This window comes from Pirellulales bacterium (assembly GCA_019694455.1).
Classification (GTDB): Bacteria; Planctomycetota; Planctomycetia; order Pirellulales; family JAEUIK01; genus JAIBBY01.
Window position 1 is genome coordinate 64,857 of record JAIBBY010000012.1, and the last position, 16,438, is coordinate 81,294.

General features: G+C 61.6%; 17 protein-coding genes. 9 read left to right on the top strand and 8 right to left on the bottom strand.

Annotated features, from left to right (window positions below):
- Positions 1-8 precede the first annotated feature (8 nt).
- Both K1X71_07080 and cobA read right to left on the bottom strand, forming a co-directional pair.
- Positions 9-803 carry a hypothetical protein gene (locus tag K1X71_07080; protein ID MBX7072897.1) on the bottom strand — a complete coding sequence of 265 codons (795 nt, stop codon included), beginning with the start codon at positions 801-803 and terminating at the stop codon, positions 9-11.
- A 157-nt stretch (positions 804-960) separates the two neighbouring features.
- Positions 961-2,487, bottom strand: a complete 1,527-nt coding sequence (cobA, locus tag K1X71_07085) for a uroporphyrinogen-III C-methyltransferase (GenBank protein MBX7072898.1) — start codon at positions 2,485-2,487, stop codon at positions 961-963.
- Positions 2,488-2,611: 124 nt separating this feature from the next.
- Between cobA and K1X71_07090 the strand changes: the two genes are divergently transcribed.
- On the top strand, positions 2,612-4,009 hold the full coding sequence (locus K1X71_07090; protein ID MBX7072899.1) for a hypothetical protein: 1,398 nt from the start codon (positions 2,612-2,614) through the stop codon (positions 4,007-4,009).
- Positions 4,010-4,069: 60 nt separating this feature from the next.
- Positions 4,070-4,339: a 30S ribosomal protein S20 gene (rpsT, locus tag K1X71_07095; GenBank protein ID MBX7072900.1), complete on the top strand. Its 270-nt coding sequence runs from the start codon at positions 4,070-4,072 to the stop codon at positions 4,337-4,339.
- 48 nt (positions 4,340-4,387) lie between these two features.
- Here the strand turns inward: rpsT and K1X71_07100 are convergent, their stop codons facing one another.
- From K1X71_07100 to K1X71_07115, 4 genes are all read right to left on the bottom strand, one after another.
- Entirely contained in the window at positions 4,388-5,257 is an 870-nt protein-coding gene (locus tag K1X71_07100) for a dihydroorotate dehydrogenase electron transfer subunit (GenBank protein MBX7072901.1), read from the bottom strand.
- The gene (locus tag K1X71_07105; protein ID MBX7072902.1) at positions 5,254-6,252 is read right to left on the bottom strand and encodes an rRNA pseudouridine synthase; all 999 of its coding nucleotides are present in this window, start codon (positions 6,250-6,252) and stop codon (positions 5,254-5,256) included. Before K1X71_07105 ends, K1X71_07100 begins: the two co-directional genes overlap by 4 nt.
- A gap of 157 nt (positions 6,253-6,409) precedes the next feature.
- Complete coding sequence (locus tag K1X71_07110; protein MBX7072903.1) at positions 6,410-6,742, bottom strand: hypothetical protein; 333 nt, start codon at positions 6,740-6,742, stop codon at positions 6,410-6,412.
- A 201-nt stretch (positions 6,743-6,943) separates the two neighbouring features.
- A complete protein-coding gene (locus K1X71_07115; GenBank protein MBX7072904.1) occupies positions 6,944-7,918 on the bottom strand; it encodes a class I mannose-6-phosphate isomerase in 975 nt (324 codons plus the stop codon).
- A 168-nt stretch (positions 7,919-8,086) separates the two neighbouring features.
- Here K1X71_07115 and K1X71_07120 point away from each other — a divergent pair, with 168 nt between their 5' ends.
- The 3 genes from K1X71_07120 (at position 8,087) to rnhA (ending at position 10,365) form a co-directional block, all read left to right on the top strand.
- Entirely contained in the window at positions 8,087-8,746 is a 660-nt protein-coding gene (locus tag K1X71_07120) for a PEP-CTERM sorting domain-containing protein (protein MBX7072905.1), read from the top strand.
- Between the two features lie 94 nt (positions 8,747-8,840).
- Complete coding sequence (locus K1X71_07125; protein ID MBX7072906.1) at positions 8,841-9,659, top strand: hypothetical protein; 819 nt, start codon at positions 8,841-8,843, stop codon at positions 9,657-9,659.
- 208 nt (positions 9,660-9,867) lie between these two features.
- Entirely contained in the window at positions 9,868-10,365 is a 498-nt protein-coding gene (gene rnhA, locus K1X71_07130) for a ribonuclease HI (GenBank protein MBX7072907.1), read from the top strand.
- Positions 10,366-10,378: 13 nt separating this feature from the next.
- On the opposite strand, the gene thiO is transcribed toward rnhA, so the two are convergent.
- On the bottom strand, positions 10,379-11,527 hold the full coding sequence (gene thiO / locus K1X71_07135) for a glycine oxidase ThiO (GenBank protein ID MBX7072908.1): 1,149 nt from the start codon (positions 11,525-11,527) through the stop codon (positions 10,379-10,381).
- Between the two features lie 493 nt (positions 11,528-12,020).
- Here thiO and K1X71_07140 point away from each other — a divergent pair, with 493 nt between their 5' ends.
- From K1X71_07140 to K1X71_07155, 4 genes are all read left to right on the top strand, one after another.
- On the top strand, positions 12,021-13,634 hold the full coding sequence (locus K1X71_07140; protein MBX7072909.1) for a glycine--tRNA ligase: 1,614 nt from the start codon (positions 12,021-12,023) through the stop codon (positions 13,632-13,634).
- A gap of 40 nt (positions 13,635-13,674) precedes the next feature.
- Positions 13,675-14,790, top strand: a complete 1,116-nt coding sequence (locus tag K1X71_07145) for a hypothetical protein (protein ID MBX7072910.1) — start codon at positions 13,675-13,677, stop codon at positions 14,788-14,790.
- Between the two features lie 26 nt (positions 14,791-14,816).
- On the top strand, positions 14,817-15,230 hold the full coding sequence (locus K1X71_07150) for a hypothetical protein (protein ID MBX7072911.1): 414 nt from the start codon (positions 14,817-14,819) through the stop codon (positions 15,228-15,230).
- 232 nt (positions 15,231-15,462) lie between these two features.
- On the top strand, positions 15,463-16,101 hold the full coding sequence (locus tag K1X71_07155; protein MBX7072912.1) for a PEP-CTERM sorting domain-containing protein: 639 nt from the start codon (positions 15,463-15,465) through the stop codon (positions 16,099-16,101).
- 63 nt (positions 16,102-16,164) lie between these two features.
- Here K1X71_07155 and K1X71_07160 read toward each other — a convergent pair whose 3' ends face one another.
- On the bottom strand, positions 16,165-16,392 hold the full coding sequence (locus K1X71_07160; protein ID MBX7072913.1) for a hypothetical protein: 228 nt from the start codon (positions 16,390-16,392) through the stop codon (positions 16,165-16,167).
- Positions 16,393-16,438 lie beyond the last annotated feature (46 nt).

Below are 16,438 nucleotides of genomic sequence, written 5' to 3' on the forward strand. Positions count from 1 at the left end.
GCAAAGGCTCAAGCGGCACGGCGATGCAGAATTGACTGGGCGGGTTGCGGTTTGCGTTCTTGTAGCCTGCGCTGGACGTACTCCCGCACATTGACAATGGCCAGTTGCTGCTGCTGGACGGAATAGCTCAAGACGCGTTCGAGCGCCTTGATGCCGGCGGCGCCGGCCTGATCCAACAGCGCGACGTTGATCGCCAAATGAAAGAAACCTCCGGCCGCCGCGGAAGCTAACGAGCGATTGGCGCTGCGCACTGAGCCGCCCAGCGAGAAGCGCTCGCGATCAGGAAAATGAACCGACGCGTCAACTCTCCACAGTCCAAAGCGCGTCGGTTGCGGCGACGCACCGCAAACGCCGGCGCCAGACCTGAACAACCGCAATGACCGAGCAACCAGTGAAACCGATTCGCTTTTCGGAGCAAGTCGCAGGGCGGTAACTCCCCAGCGCGCCGCCACATCGAGATGATTCGATTCCGTGTCGCTGGCCAAGCTGCTTACTTGCAACCCTGCGGCCGCGGCGCGATCGAGTCGTCGTGTCAACTCGCGGTGGTATACGGTTCGGGTCGCGGAGGGGCCTGCCCAGGTGGCATCTGTCGCCAGACCTACCTCTTGCACTGGACTGACGCTTAAGACACGGTCGAGCGACTTTGATGCGGCCGGATCGGGACAGAACCAGGTTGCGGACAAACCTAGCCCACTGAGCAACTTGACCAGGTCTCCCACCCGCGATGGCGCTGCTTCGAGCGGTCGCGGCGCCGCCAGATCGAGCGAGATGACAAACGAGCCAGCATCGGTTTGCACACGCATCGACAATCCATCCATGGACAATCGAAAGGGCCTCGCACCTATACTAGGCAATCGGCGTGGACGGCAGCGGCGCTCGACGATTTCACTCTCGCAGGCGGCCAGATGTGAAGCGACGTCGATCAATCGGATTGCGCGGCCGGCAAAGTTTACCTGGACGCTAAGAACTGGCCGCCGCATCGGCAAGGATCGCTTCAACCATTCCGCGCATGTTGTACGTTTGGGCCTCTAATTGCGGCGGATAGCCCACGGCGCGCAGCGCGTCTGAGGTGATCGGACTAATGCTGACGAGGCGTGTGCGGCGAAGCGCTTCGCCGAACTGTCGCACCACTGCACGGGCAATGGCGCTACTAGTGACGGTCAGATAATCAGCGTCTCCCCCCGAAAGTGCGGCAGCAACGCTTGCATCGGGTTCGTTGGCGTCGCGACTTTGATAGACAATCACCTGGTCGACGTGAGCGCCGGCCTCCTGCAAGCGCTCGCTGAGCACCTCGCGCCCACGGCTAGCGCGCAGCAGCAAACAGTGTTTGTCGCGCACAAGTGGGGCAAGCGCGCCGGCAAGCGCTTCGGCGCGGTAGTCCTGTGGCTGAAGATCAGACTTCAGGCGGTAGCGCATCAGCGCTTCGCTGGTCCCTGAGCCAATGGCGGCAATCCTGGCGCCGCCGAGCGCGCGCAGATCACCGCCCAGCAAAATCAATCGCTCTAGAAAATAGCGCACGCCATTGGCGCTGGAGAACACCAGCCAGTCGTAGCTGGACAGCCGCGCGATTGCGTCGTCGACCGCCGCCTGGTCCGCTGGCGCGCCGATCACGATGGCCGGAGACGAGAGCACCTGGGCGCCTTGCTGCTCCAATAGCCGTCGCAGTTCATTTTGCTGCTCGTCCGCGCGGGTCACGATCACCGTCTTGCCAAACAGTGGCCGACTGGTGAACCAGTCAATGCCGCTCGTTTCCGCGGCGACGGGTCCCACGACAAAGGCGATTGGCGGCCGCAGCTTTTCAAGCTGCAGTCGCTCGGCAACGTCGCGCAGCACGCAGCGGATCGTTTGCTGATCTGGCCAGGAGCAGCGGCGCACGATGGCGACGGGCGTATCCGCCGGTTTGCCGGCCGCAATCAAGGCAGCGCACCAATGCGGCGCCGTGGTCACTCCCATATAGACCACTAGCGTTCCCGGAAACGCGGCCAGGGCGCGATAATCGATTGCCGATGCCGCCTTGCCGTCTTGTTCCTGTCCCGTGACGAAGGCGACGGCCGACGCGATGTCGCGATGGGTGAGCGGCACGCCCGCATAGGCGCTGATGGCGACGGCGGTGGTCACGCCGGGGACGATTTCGAAGGGAACCCGCGCCGCGACCAGGGCTTGCACCTCTTCCGCGGCGCGTCCAAAGATCATGGGGTCTCCAGACTTCAGCCGAACCACCGCTCGACCTTCCTGGGCCGCGGCGATCATGCGCCGATTGATTTCGGTTTGCGACCAAAGGCGTCCCCCGCCATGGCGTCCGAGGCAGACGATCTCCGCTTGCGGCGCGGCATGCTTGAGGACGCGCGGATTGACCAAGTAGTCGTAGAGGACCAGATCGGCCTGTTGCAGGCACTCGACTCCGCGCAGCGTAATCAGGTCCGCATCGCCGGGTCCGGCGCCCACCAGGTAGACCATGGCAGCAGTGGAGCGGGGCTTGAGGGACATGAAATGCGGCCCGTTTGCGTGGATGCGCGATTGAGTTAAAGTGGTGTGAGACTCAAATTCTTCGTCGGCGCCGGCTCATTAGGCGCTATTCGCCTCCCCTCCGCACCGCGCAGTTTCAGCCACTATGGCAAGCCAAGACACCACCGGTCGGCAGCCGATCTCGCCGCAAACCCGCGCTCGCCTGCAGGAGTTGTTTAATCGCGGCAATCAGATGATGGCGAAAGGCAGCTTCGACTACGCGGAGGAAATGTTCACCAGTTGCGTGTTGGGCGATCCGGCGAACGTGCTCTACATCCAAAATTTCCTGGCGAACGAACAGAAGAAATATAACAACAACAAAAAAGGGAGCAAACTCGCCGCCATCAAGGGGGCGGGCCCCCGCGCGGCGATCAAGAAGGCCAGTCTTTCCAAGGATTGGAAAGGAACGATCAAGGCGGGGCTCGATTTTTTGAAGCTCAATCCCTGGGACATTTCGACGCTCAAGGCGATGGCCGCCGCGTGCGACGAGTTGGATTACGAAGACTCGCAATTGGCGCTGCTCAAGGCGGCGCTCGACGCCGACATCAACGACGGCGAAATCAATCGGCTGGCCGGACGCGCGCTGGCGCGCGTGCAGCGCTACGACGACGCCATTCGCTGTTGGGTACGCGTGCAGAAGGCGGTCCCCGGCGACCCCGAGGCCGCGAAGGCGATCGGCGATTTGACCGTTGAGAAGACGATTAACAAGGGGGGCTACGAGGGAGCGGAATCGACTCGCGACGCCAAACTGCAACGCAGCGACGATGCGGCGCCCGTTGGGTTGCAAATGTCGCCCGAGCGACAACTGGAAAAGGCGATCGCCAAAGATCCGGCCGATGCGTCGAACTACGTCAAATTGGCCGAGTTGCATTTGAATAAGGATCAGCTTGATGAAGGCGAAAAGTGGTTGACCAAGGCGGTGGAAGTTTCGGGTCGCGACATCAACCTGATTGAGCGGCTCGAAAATGTGCAACTCGCGCGCATGAAGGAGCATGTGGCGATCGCCGAAAAGCAAGCCCGTGAAAAGCGAACGCAAGAGACGATCGACGCCTTTAACCAGATGAAGGCCGAGCTGAACCATCGCGAGATGGAGGTGTTTCGAGGCCGCGCCGATCGCAATCCCAACCATACGGGCTACAAATACGAACTCGGTGTGCGGCTACATCGGGCCGGGATGTACAAAGAGGCGATTCCGCTGCTACAGCAAGCGCAAAGCGACCTGACCCGGCAAGGCGAAGTGCGGCTGTTGCTGGGAGAATGCTTTCAGCAAATCAAGCAGTACAGTCTGGCCATGAGCAATTATGAAGGGGCCATTGGCTCGATCTCGGCGGTCGACACCGAGCGGCGAAAGCTGGCGTTGTACCGGGCGGGCAAGCTGGCCATTGGCCTGAAAGACGCGGCCCGGGCAAACAAATACCTCACGGAATTGGCGGGTCTTGATTTCGGTTACAAAGACACGGCGGCTCTACTGGACAAACTCAGCGAGATACAGGATAAAGGCTGATTCCAAATCACGTTACCAGCCGTAGTTCGCTGGCCTTTGTCCTAGAAAAGCTGACTCTCCATGCCACAGACCAAGAGCGCCAAGAAACGCTTCCGCCAGGATATCGATCGCCGTGCCCGCAACCGCGCGGGCCGCAGCAAGTTGAAAACGATCATCAAGAAGGCCACCGTCGCCATTGAGGCGGGGCAAGCGGACGAGGCCAAGGCCGCTTATCCCTTGGTGCAAAAAGCGCTCGATCAGGCCGCCGCGAAGAATCTCATTCACCGCAATGCCGCTGCTCGGGTGAAGTCGCGATTGACGGCGCGAATCAAGGCCTTGGGCGCGAAGTAAGTAGCGCCCAGCCAATGGGCGGGACGAGAGGCAACCCTTCAAGCTGCTTCAAAAGACGATTGCGTCGGCTGAGAAAATCGGCCCTTCAACACAGGTGCGGCGGTAGTCCCACTGGCCATCGTCTTGGCGCACTCGCGCCACGCAGCTAAAGCAGATCCCCAGGCCGCAGGCCATTGGGGTTTCTAGTGAAACCAGACAGGGCACGCCTGCGGCACGCGTCAATTTAGCCACAGCGGCCATCATCGGTTCCGGGCCACAGCAGACCACCTGGCAACCAGCGGTCGCGTCGGTCAATGCTTGGTTTAGCAAGTCCGTGACGAGTCCGTGATGGCCGGCCGAGCCATCGTCGGTGCTCAATCGCAAATCAATGCCTAGCGCGCGAAAGTCGTCGAGCCCCGCGTGGTAGTCGGCTGATCGTGCGCCGTAGCACAGGGTCACGCGTTTTGCTACCGCGCCGGAGCGCTGGGGATCGCCGTACTGGCGCATGCCGAGATACTCGCGCGCCAAGGCGAGAAAGGGCGTTTGGCCGATGCCGCCCGCGACCATCAAAAGATGATTCGCAGGCGCGGCCGGAAATCCATTGCCCAGCGGTCCCCACACTTCGAGCGGCATGTCTGGCCGCAGCGCGGCCAGCCGGGCGGTCATTTTGCCGACCACCAGATAGACGACTTCGACGCCAACCGGCTGACCAGCGGAATCTAGTACCGTGTCGTATAAGGCCAACGGCCGGCCTAGCAGCGGATCGTCACAACCCGACAGACGGAGCATGACGAATTGACCGGGCACAATGCGCTTGGCGATTTCGGGGCAGCGAAACCGCAAGCGGAACGTGTCGCGGGCAATGCGTTCGTTTAGCTCAACAACAACTCGGCCCTGCCAGGCTTGATCGGCAAAATGCGCGTGTTCGCAGTGGCTCACTTACGTCGCCCCTTCGGCACGGCGCTTCGGCCGCCGGTTCGATCGCGTCCCTTTTGTGTGCCGCGCTTGGCACGTGTCGATTCACCTACATGTGGCGCAGCCTGAGCGGCGGCCACTTTTTTTCGCACGCCACGGGCGACGCGCACCCGACTGGTCACCGACGGCGTCGACGCCGGATCGCGCGGCTTCTTGCCGCGGCGAACGGCGGCGCGGAGTTCATCGACTTCTTCGGCGGTCAAGCGGCGCGATGTGCCGAGCGGCAGTCCTTTGACCTTGATCCGCCCGATGCCGACCCGCTTGAGCTTGAGCACCTTGTGACCGATCTTGGCCAAGAGGCGGCGAATTTCGCGATTCTTGCCTTCGCGGAGCACAATCTCTAGCTGGGTGCTCTTTTGGTGCTGACTGAGGATGGCGACTCGCTCGGCACGGGCCACCCCTTCGGCCAAGCGGACGCCGCCGACCAGTTGTTCGAGCTCCACGGGCGTTGGCGCGCCGGCGACAATGACCTGATAGGTTTTTTCAACGCCGTAGCGCGGATGCGTTAATTGATCGGCCAGTTCGCCATCGTTTGTGACAAGAATCAAGCCCTCGCTGGAGCGATCCAACCGGCCGACGGCAAAGACGCGCTCGCGACCGGGAGGCACCAGATCGATGACGCGCGGACGACCCGAGGGATCGAAATTGGTGGTGACGACGCCGACGGGCTTGTTGACGAGGTAATAAACCAACCGCGCCTTATCGAGGAGGGCCCCGTCGACGTGAATCTCTTGGCGCTCGGGATTCACCTTGGCGCCTAATTCGGAGACGGCCTGGCCGTCGACCTCGACGCGTCCCGCCAAGATCAACTCCTCGCACTTGCGGCGGCTGCCCACTCCGGCGGCGGCCATCGCCTTTTGCAGACGCATCGCGCCTGCCTCGTCGGCCTGCGTTTCGGCGTCGCGCGCGGCGACGGGTTTGCTCTGACGGTTGGATTTTGGACGGGTGCGGCGCTGCACGTGAGACTTCGACTTTGCGAGTTTGGCAACTGGCGGCCAGTGCGTGGGATGGCTCGCTATTATAGCGGATCATTCGACCACTGGCGGGCGGCTTTTTGCGCAATCGGCGATGCCGGCGCGATGTACTTGCCGCGAATCGCGGCTTGGAGCAATGCGATTAGTACGGCGGCGGGGCCATATTGGGACCAGACATCGCCGGTCCCGACGAGACCGGTCCGGCGGAGGGACGCGGATTGCCCGTCCGGCGGCCAAACCAGTTGCCGGGATTCATGACGCCGCCCGATCCGAATCGCGAGCGATCAACCTCGGGGATTTGCTGGTCGTAGTCGAGTGGCCGCATGCCGCCTGTCGTCGGCCCGGAGTCGTTATCGGGATACGGATCGAACTGGACGGCTTCGTTCTGCTGCCGGTAGACGTTGCCCGGATTGAAGAAGTTGGGCATGGCGACGCTGGAACTGCACCCCGCCGCGGAGATGGCGAGACAAGCCACGAGGGTTGCAAACGCAGTTCGCATAAAATTGCTCTGGAGCCGAAAATCGGCGGTTGGTCGGGGGGCGGATTATAGTTAAGCCGCCGCCGCGCAAGAAGCGGAGTCTTGCGATGGGGTAGGCTAGTTGCAAGCATCGTCGCGGTTGCGCAATGGCTTGAGGCGCTTGCAGGTGGACGTCAGACTCGCAGCCAAAGAGGCAGTTTAGGGAAGATAGACGTCTAGCAGCGTGGCGGATGGCAACGGCGTCAGGTTAACTGGCCCGAGTTCCGCTGGCAGTAGCGCCACCTCGCCGGCGGACACAGGGACGCCAGCAGGATCGCCAGAGATGTTCACGGCGCCGGCCAACACGACCAGCAGATGCAGGCGATTGCCGCCGCCGATTGGCCTGGTTTGATCAAATTGCCAGCGATCGATCACAAAATGATCGCAGGCTACCAGTCGTTCGACCTGATCAGATTCGGTCGCAATCGGGGTTTCGAATAAGCGGGGGCCTACATTGAAGTCGATCACTTCCAGGGCCTCGGCGACGTGAAGGGCCCGTGGCAATCCGTCGCTGCCATGCCGGTTCCAGTCGAAAAGGCGGTAGGTCACATCGCTCGATTGCTGAATCTCGGCAACCACCAGGCCGGCGCCGAGCGCATGGACCGTTCCGGGCGGCAAGAACAGGCAATCGCCGGGGTGTGGCTGCAACGTGCTAAGGCACGCCTCGCAGTCGCCGCGTTGCATCGCTTGCTCAAAAGCGGGCCGATCGACGCCCTGGTTCAGGCCGGCGTGGATCGTCGCTCCTGGTTCGGCATGCAGCACCACCCAGGCCTCGGTTTTGCCGCGATCTGGTGGATCGAGCAAGGCGGCTTGTGCATCGTTGGGATGGACCTGCACTGATAGTGGCTGGGCCGCATCCAGCAGTTTGACAAGTAAGGGAAAGCGAGACTGCGGCGCGTGCCGCCCCAATAGCTGGGGGCCATGCTTCGTGACCAATTCGTGGAGCGACAGACCGGCCAATGGTCCAAAAGCGACCACGCTTTGCTCGTTCCCCTGGTTGGGAGCGCGATCGACGACCTCCCAGCTTTCAGCGCACGTTTGTTCAGGTTCAAGCGGTTTGTTGAATTGGCCAGCCAAACGGTGGCCGCCCCATATGTAGTGCTTGAAAACTGGCCGAAATCGCAGCGGATACATCGGTTTTTCGCCCAAAGATTGGCGACAGAGTAGCAGGCTGCCCACCGCCGCTCCATGTTTGAGGGGAAATTTGCAGAAATTTACTTGGCGCAGTCGTTAGCGCAGTTTACTATCACACACGATTCGGGGGTCATACCGGTATTTGGGATCATCTAGGAGGGACGCTTCATGCTCGTGAGAATGCATCGACTACTTCTATTTAGCGCAGCGTTTATTGCGCTCGGCGCCACTGCTAGCGCCGCATCGGTATCGTACAACACCAACTTCAGCTTTCCGCTCTCGCCGGGCAGCCAAAACGTCTCGCTGCCGCAGTTCAATCCGTCGCTTGGCACCTTGGTGTCCGTGACCCTTGGCCTAAATGCCAATGTTCAGGCCCAAGTGACCGCTGAGAACGACTCCACCATTGGTGGCAATATGGGGGTCGATCTGACGGGCATTATCAAGGCCTCTGGCCCCAGCCTCACGACCAATGCCGCCATTCTGCAATCGGCGGGTCCCGTTGCGGTTGGCCCCACTGATGGCGTCGGCGGCAGCGGCCCGGACTTTGTCAACTTTGGATTGATTAGCGGTTCGGACAGCGCTACAAACTCGTTGCTGTCTGGCTTGGCCCCTTACATCGGGCTGGGCAATGTCAGCATCGCGGTCAGCGGCAATGGCGGCTTCGCCGTCAATGGCGTGTCGAACAGCACCATTCAGGTGTCGAGTTTTGGCGCCAACGGCATCGCGGAAGTGACCTACAACTACAACCCAGTTCCGGAACCGGGCACCTTGGCCCTGGCCGGGATGGGCGCGTTGGCATTGGTCGCCTTTGCACGGCGCCGTCGTTAATCCGTTTGCAATTGCTTTAACAGCAAAGAAAAAGCCGCCATGAGGCGGCTTTTTCTTTGCGCGGTTGGATATACTGCCGCGCATGGATGCCGCGATGCGAACTACTCTTACCGCGCCGCCACAGGTCGTGTGGATTGGCGAGCGCAGCGATGCCCTGTGGAGAACAGCGTTCGATACGCTTGCACAGAACGCGATCGTCACGCGGTGGGAAGATACGCAAGGCATTGCCGCGAGCGGACGATGGCTGCCATGCGACTTGATCGTGGTCGCCGCGTCGCGGTGGGGAGAAATCGAACCATCCGCGCTCGCGCAAGCACGACGGACTTGGCCACTGGCCGGTGTGATCGAGTTGGCCGGCATGTGGCGCGAAGGGGAGGGGCGCGCTGGCCGCGGCATCTCGGGCGCCTTGCGTGTGTATCAGCGCGATTGGCCCGCATTTTGGATGGGGCAATTGGCGCATTGGCGACAGGGCGAATTGCCAATGTGGTCGCTGCCGGTCGCCATGGGCGAGGAAGACCGGGTTCTTGAACGTAAGTCTCCGCAATCGCTGGCGCTGCGCAGCGCTGCCGTTTGCTCGGCCGGTCCTAAACTAGCGACATTGATAGCCGATGCGCTATTGGCCGCGGGATTGAGTCCTTTCCAAGTTAGCGACGTGCAGAAGTTGCTCGATGCAGAACTAATCGTGTGGGATCTCGGACATGCGGACAGCGATTTGAGTTCGCAAGTGCGCGCCGCGCGGCTTGCCAACCCGACCGCCACGATCGTGTTGCTGGCCGACTTTCCACGATTCGATTTCACGCGCCAATGGCTCGACGCCGGCGCGAAGGCAGTGCTTGGCAAGCCGTTCTATCTGGACGAGCTCGTTATCGCCTGCCAGATGGCATCCAGCGCCGCATTCGCAATGAGCCAATGACTTGCGAGAGCGCGCGACGCAGCGCGATTGATTCGACTGGCGAATGGCATGTGGACTACGAGCCCGCGAACCGCAATTTGGAGCGCCTGGATCCGCGACCCAAACCGCGTTAGCGGCGAGAGAGTTTTTTTGCGGCTGCGCTCTTTCGTGGGGCGTATGTTTGCCGACAATGCTCACGGGCAATTCTCTCTGGACCGTGAGCGCAGGAATGCACGAAGACTCAAAGCGACCAGGAAGTTCCACCCCGACGCAGAAGCAGGTTCAGCTCTTCACCGATGGCGCATGCAGCGGCAACCCGGGGCCCGGCGGCTGGGCGTTCATTCTTTTCGATCCGGTTTCTGGCAAGGAGTTGGAGGATTCGGGGGGCAATCCCGAGACGACGAACAATCGCATGGAACTGATGGCGGTCATCGAGGGACTGGGCAAGCTCAAGCGGCCCACTGCGGTGACTGTGCTGACCGATAGCGTGTACGTCGGCAAGGGAATGACCGAATGGCTACCCAAATGGAAACGCAATGGGTGGCGCACCGGCAAGAACGGCCGCGGGGGCGAAGTGAAGAATCAAGACCTGTGGATGGAGCTTGACCGACTGTTGCGAGTCCACACTCTGCGATACGAGCGCGTGGCGGGACATAGCGGGCATCCGCAAAACGATCGCTGTGACAAACTCGCGGTGGCGGCGTATCAACAATACCTCAAGCGCTAGCTGGCGCAGTCGCTTACGCCAGACGCTCGTGGGCATGTTCGTGTCCGGCGTGACGATGGGGCCGGAAGTCGAACAGTTCGATCTCTGGCTGCTGGCCGCGAATGACTTGCGACATCAGTTGCGCGGTCGCCGGCGATTGGTGCAACCCGCCGCGAAAATGCCCGGCCGCCACAAAGGCGTTTTCCAGTTCGCCGAGCCGACCGAGGTAGGGCAGGCCGTCGGGGGTGCCGGGCCGGAGTCCGGCCCAGGCGCGTTCGACGGTGGCGGCGCGAAGCGCTGGAACAAGGCCGAGACCAAAATCCAAGAGTCCGGCGACACCGTCGGCCGTGGCGCGACTGTCGAAGCCGACTTTCTCTTCGGTGGCGCCGATGAGCACACGGCCATCGGGGCGGGGGACAAAGTAGCGGCGACCTTCGTTCAGGATGTGCCGCAGCGGCGGCGACGCGGCGGCGAGCAGCACGATCTGCCCGCGCACAGGGACCATCGGCAGCGGCGCGCCAAGCCGAGCGCCGAGATGCCCGGTCCAGGCGCCGCCGCAGAGGCAGATTGCGCCTGCGGTTCGTGTTCCGCTTTGGGTTTCGATTGCTTCGACCCGGCCGGCGCGAACCTGAAAACCTTCGACAGCGACATTGGCTTCCACGGCCACGCCGCGCTGACGGCAGGCGACGAGCAGGGCTTTGAGATGCCGAGGGTTGCGGACCTGAGCCTCGTCGGGGAGCAGCGCTGCCGCTCGCACTTGCGAGAGCACTTGCGAATCGGCCAGCGCCGGCTCGCGCGCGGCCAGTTCTTTGTTGCTCAACTCTTCAACCGCAAGGCCGCCATTGCGCCACAGTTGCGCAGCCTCGCGCAATAGGGCGGCTTGATCGGCGTCGCGCGCCACATGGATGCTGCCCGTGCGGCGAAAACCGTTGTCGATGCCGGTTTCTTCGCTTAGCGCTTGCGCCCAGATGGGATGCAACTCGTGGCTGAGGCCGACCAATTGATCGTAGGCGTTGGCCGCGGTGGCGCGATTACCGGGGGGCAGGATGCCGGCGCCGGCCCAAGAGGCCTCGTGCCCCGGCTGGCCGCGGTCGAGCACCAAAACGCGGAGGCGGTGACTGGCCAGTTCGTAAGCGAGCGACAGCCCAATGACGCCGCCGCCAATGATCAGACAATCGTGCATTTACTTCGGCGCCCCAAATGAGCGTGTTGTGACGGAGTGCATTTTACCGTAGGCAGCGGTTGGCATGGAGAGGCGGAATTGTACATTCGCGGGCGCGGGAGGATCGCGCTGAATTGATTTGCAACGAATTGCGAAATATGGGGGGGGTAAACTCCGAAAACCGCGACTCCGAAAACGATCGTAAGCAGCCAGCGGCACGCGGAAGTTGAATCGCCGCTTATGGTTCGCGCGAGCGAGGCGGCGAAATGCGCGGCGCGAGTTTTCGGAGTTTTCGGAATCGCCTCCGAAAACGATATTTGTCGTAAGTCGCCAAGGCGCAGCGCCGGATTTCGAACTATTGCTATGCGACAACGGATGCCGTCTGCCGACCGGCCACGGCGTAGACCCCCTCTGTCGGCACGGGTACACTTGCCGTCTTTGGTACCGGTTTACGACGCAAGTCGTTGGTTTGGCCCGCCCGCGTCTGTTGAAGGAGTCGTTTGTGCCGATCGAAATGGACAAGTTGGTTTCCCTTTGCAAGCGGCGCGGGTTCTTGTTTCAGTCGAGCGAGATCTATGGCGGGCTGAATGGCTTTTGGGACTATGGCCCGTTGGGGGTGGAGCTCAAGCGGAACGTCAAGGAGGCGTGGTGGCAGGACATGGTGACCAGCCACGACGAGACGCTGGCGCCGGCGGGGGCCCCTACCCCGTATGAAATGGCCGGCCTCGATTGCACGATCATCATGCACCCGCAGGTTTGGAAGGTCTCTGGGCACTACGATCTGTTTCACGACTTCATGGTCGATTGTCGCGAGTCGAAGCGGCGTTACCGGCACGACCAGGTCTATGGCCGCTGGGTCGAGGCCAAAGGGAAGCTGATCTTCGTCGCCACGCAGAGCCAAGGGACCGACGGCGAGGCCGACACGCAGCAGCGAGCGCTGAAGTTCTTCAACCTGCGGGCCAAGGACGCCGAGCAGCTTGCCTGGCAATCGCCGATGGTCAACCTGACCACCGTGAAGGATTTTGCCGAGGCGCTGGGGCCCGAGGCCAAGGAGTTGGGCACGCTCACCGCGCCGCGCGAGTTCAACTTGATGTTCAAGACCTACGTGGGGGCGTTGTCGGGAGAGGAAGGCGCCGCTTTCCTGCGGCCCGAGACGGCGCAAGGCATATTTGTGAACTTCAAGAACGTGCTCGACAGCACGCGGGTCGGCGTGCCGTTTGGCATCGCGCAGATGGGCAAGAGCTTTCGCAACGAGATCACGCCGCGCAACTTCACGTTTCGCTCGCGCGAGTTCGAGCAGATGGAGATTGAGTTCTTCTGTCACCCGAACACGTCGCGCGATTGGTATCAGTTTTGGCGCGACCGCCGTTTTCGCTGGTACACCGAACTGGGACTGGCGGGGGAGCGGCTACGGCTGCGCGAGCACGAGCAAGACGAACTGAGTCACTACTCGTGTGGAACGGCGGACATCGAATACGCGTTTCCGTTTTTGCCGCCGGGCGAGTTTGGCGAGCTGGAAGGAATTGCCCATCGCGGCGACTTCGATCTGCGCAGCCACATGGAAGGGAAGCTGGTGCGCGACGGCGATCAGCTTGTCGTCGAAAAAGGGGCCGACGGCAAGCCGCGCTACGCCGGCAGCGGACGCGACATGAGCTATTTTGACGACGTGACCCGCGAGCGCTTTGTGCCGCATGTGATTGAGCCATCTAGCGGCGCCGACCGCGCCACGCTCGCCTTTTTGTGCGAGGCGTACCACGAAGACGTGGTGCCCGACGCCGAGGGCAAACCGCGCGAGCGGCTGGTGATGAAGTTCCATCCGCGGCTGGCGCCGATGAAAGCGGCGGTGTTTCCGCTGGTGAAGAAGGATGGCATGCCCGAGGTGGCCATGCGCATCTATCGCGATTTGAAGAAGCGGTACAACGTGTTTTACGACGAGAAGGGAGCGGTGGGACGGCGTTACGCTCGGCAGGACGAAGCGGGGACGCCGTACTGCATCACCGTCGACGGCCAGACGATGCAAGACCAGACGGTGACGATCCGCGACCGCGATTCGCTGGAGCAATGGCGGATCAAGGTCGATGATTGCACGAGCGAAATCGAGCGACGACTGAACGAGTCGCGCGGCTAAGCGCCGCCCAAGCGGGCGGCCGCCACAGGGGAGACAGCACATGGCCCAAGCGCCTGCGACTGGCCCGCGTTGGATACGCGCGCTGATCTTTTTGTTGTCGTTGCTGCTGTTTGTCTTTTACACCTGGCTGCTGTCGTTCATCCTGCGCGACATCGATCGACTGCCGGGCCCCGACTACGAGGCGATTCGGGCGCGCTATGTCGGGCAGCCACTCATCGACCGCGGCGCGGCGATCGGCCAAGAAATCGCCAAGCTGACCACCGAGACGGCCCATGAGCGGGAGAATCAGCAGCTTGTGCAACAGAGCACGGCCAACTCGCAGGCCACGCTGGGGCAGCTAATTCAGTTGCACCGCGCGAGCGTCGAGAAGGGGGTGAACCTCAGCGCCGAGGAGCAGCAGGCGTTTGTCGAGAGCGAAAAGCTGTTTCTCGACAATCAGCGCAAGTTTCAGGCGGCCAATGAGGAGATTGCCCGGCTGACGACGCGGCGGCAGGAACTGGAAAGCGAGGCCAAAGAGGTCGAACAGAAGATCGAGGAGAAGAGCGGGCCGCTCCGCGAGGAGTATCAGCGGCTAAGCGCGCTACACGGCTACCGGCAGGCGGCGCTCAAGCTGGCGGTGCTGCTGCCGGTGCTGATCGTGGCGGCGGTGATTTCGATCCGCAAGGCGGGGAGCGCCTACCGGCCGATCGTGTTTCCGCTGCTCTTGGCCAGTCTGTGGCTGGTCGGGCTGGTGATGCACGAGCATTTTCCGAGCGAGCTGTTCAAGTACATCGCCATCTCGGCGGGCATTCTGGTGGTGATCGCCATCTTGGTGTCGTTGATCCGGGTGATTGTGGCGCCGCGCGGCGCGTGGCTCTTGGGCCGCTACCGCGAGGCGTACAACCGGGGGCAATGCCCGATCTGCGCCCAGCCGATCCGGCGAGCGCAAAACCGCCCGCTGGCGGTGGCGACAACTGGCGGGGCGGCGGCGGGAGCGACCGCGCGGGGCAGCGGCGGCGAGACTGCCGATGAGCCATACTCTTGCCCGGCGTGCGGCACGCGACTATTCGAGCAGTGCGATAAGTGCGAGCACCTGCGGCACACGTTGTTGCCGTACTGCCAGAGTTGCGGGGCGGGGGAAGGGCCGCTGGCCGAGGAAGCGCAAGTGGCGCCGTAAGGCGTTGATCGCTTGGGAGGAAGAGCATGTTCCGGTTACCCCCTAACTTTCCAGACCCCCAGTTCCCCGAGTTTTGGTTGTTCGTAGCCATCGTAGGTATTATCCATGTAGGACTTTTTGTAACGCTGTACTGGTGGGTCGCCAGGTATCGCAATCCGCTGGTCATCGCGGGCGGGTACTTTCTGACGCACACCGTCGTGGCAGCGATCGTGCTGCCGTTTTTGTTTGCCGCTGCCGGCGACCAGGCGTGGGTGCTATCTTTTTGTCTGTGCTGCATTGACTTGCCGAGTTTTGCTTTCTTTGGATGGATATTTGACCAGGGCTCTCGGACGAAGGGGGCCTTGGCTTACATCTTGGTTGGCGGCGGAATGTACGCGATCGTTGGTTTGGTGATCGGTTCGATCGCGCTGCTCTACCGGGCAAATCCACAGTCGAAGTGAGGGCAAAGTGCGTTTCCAGTTCATCATCCCGGTGTACACTGTTCGTGACAGAACGCGAATCCGCTGAGGGTCAGTTCGCATCCGCCGCGATCAAGCAGGCGCAGAGCGCTCGTCGGCCGACAACACAAGGACGAACACATGCGTCCCCGCGTATTGGGCAACGCGTAGTGTCGCGAGCAACGAGACATCAAATAGGGTAGGCATGACGATGTTTAGGCGAATGCTGCTGTGCATGTCGATCGCACTTGTCGCAGCCCGCGATGCTCATGCGGAGATCATCCTGGAAACTGCGTCTGGCTGGGACGGACATTCCGCAATCGGCAACCTTGTTGTAGGCGACACCTGGGGACAGACATTTAGGACGCCGGATAACGTGAGCCACTTATCCGAGGCGTCGTTCTGGGTTCAAACATATCCGGTGAATCCTTATGGGAACGGACCATATACCTTCGACATCACCGGCTATCTCATGGCCTGGGATGGCGAGAAGGGAATTCAGCCGATCCTTGCGGACAGCAAAGTTTCGGTAAACACCTCGGTTGGGGAATTCAGCCGCGTTGATTTTGACTTTCAGGGGGTCAGCGTGGCGGAGAATAGCCAATACGTCCTCTTCTTCATGGTCTCGCCAACGCCCGTGCTGAATTACGTCAATTTCGGATTCGTCGATGGCAACCCTTACGCGGATGGTGGCCTCTCCAGTCCCTACGCTGGGAGCTTCTACCTAATCAGTCTTCTGCCGTGGGGTCGATCTGTAGACGACTTAGCCTTCGAGTTGCGATTTGCGGCCGTCCCGGAGCCTTCTACATTCGGACTTGGATTGCTTGGAAGTTTTGCGCTGCTCGCCGTGTCGCTCCGGCGTGGCCGCCCATGACCAGCGCATCGACTCCGGCCTCTTTGATCGCGCGAACGATGCGGGCCAGTTTTTCGTCCGGGCTCACGGGGGAGAGTCCTCGAACGGCCGACTCCCGTGGGAGAATAGAAGCTTCACGGCCTCGTGCCTCTTGAACGAATCCTCATCCAGTTCCATCGCCAAGCGAGTCAATTCCGGCAAATGGGCGTCGAGCCAGATTTCTTCGGCCTGGTGCGCGGTTTCCGCCGTGCCGCTGAGTAGCAGTTCGTCGATTTCGGCATGCACCGAGTTGGAGTCGAGCAACGGTTCCATCGTGGTAATTCTAGCACGGCCGGCGATTGCGAGCGCCGAAGTAATT

Excerpts from the sequence above, each read along its gene's own strand:
- K1X71_07080 (MBX7072897.1), bottom strand. The coding sequence starts at position 803 with ATGCGTGTGCAAACCGATGCTGGCTCGTTTGTCATCTCGCTCGATCTG.
- cobA (MBX7072898.1), bottom strand. The coding sequence starts at position 2,487 with ATGTCCCTCAAGCCCCGCTCCACTGCTGCCATGGTCTACCTGGTGGGC.
- K1X71_07090 (MBX7072899.1), top strand. The coding sequence starts at position 2,612 with ATGGCAAGCCAAGACACCACCGGTCGGCAGCCGATCTCGCCGCAAACC.
- rpsT (MBX7072900.1), top strand. The coding sequence starts at position 4,070 with ATGCCACAGACCAAGAGCGCCAAGAAACGCTTCCGCCAGGATATCGAT.
- K1X71_07115 (MBX7072904.1), bottom strand. The coding sequence starts at position 7,918 with ATGTATCCGCTGCGATTTCGGCCAGTTTTCAAGCACTACATATGGGGC.
- K1X71_07120 (MBX7072905.1), top strand. The coding sequence starts at position 8,087 with ATGCTCGTGAGAATGCATCGACTACTTCTATTTAGCGCAGCGTTTATT.
- K1X71_07125 (MBX7072906.1), top strand. The coding sequence starts at position 8,841 with ATGCGAACTACTCTTACCGCGCCGCCACAGGTCGTGTGGATTGGCGAG.
- rnhA (MBX7072907.1), top strand. The coding sequence starts at position 9,868 with ATGCACGAAGACTCAAAGCGACCAGGAAGTTCCACCCCGACGCAGAAG.
- thiO (MBX7072908.1), bottom strand. The coding sequence starts at position 11,527 with ATGCACGATTGTCTGATCATTGGCGGCGGCGTCATTGGGCTGTCGCTC.
- K1X71_07140 (MBX7072909.1), top strand. The coding sequence starts at position 12,021 with ATGGACAAGTTGGTTTCCCTTTGCAAGCGGCGCGGGTTCTTGTTTCAG.
- K1X71_07145 (MBX7072910.1), top strand. The coding sequence starts at position 13,675 with ATGGCCCAAGCGCCTGCGACTGGCCCGCGTTGGATACGCGCGCTGATC.
- K1X71_07150 (MBX7072911.1), top strand. The coding sequence starts at position 14,817 with ATGTTCCGGTTACCCCCTAACTTTCCAGACCCCCAGTTCCCCGAGTTT.
- K1X71_07155 (MBX7072912.1), top strand. The coding sequence starts at position 15,463 with ATGTCGATCGCACTTGTCGCAGCCCGCGATGCTCATGCGGAGATCATC.
- K1X71_07160 (MBX7072913.1), bottom strand. The coding sequence starts at position 16,392 with ATGGAACCGTTGCTCGACTCCAACTCGGTGCATGCCGAAATCGACGAA.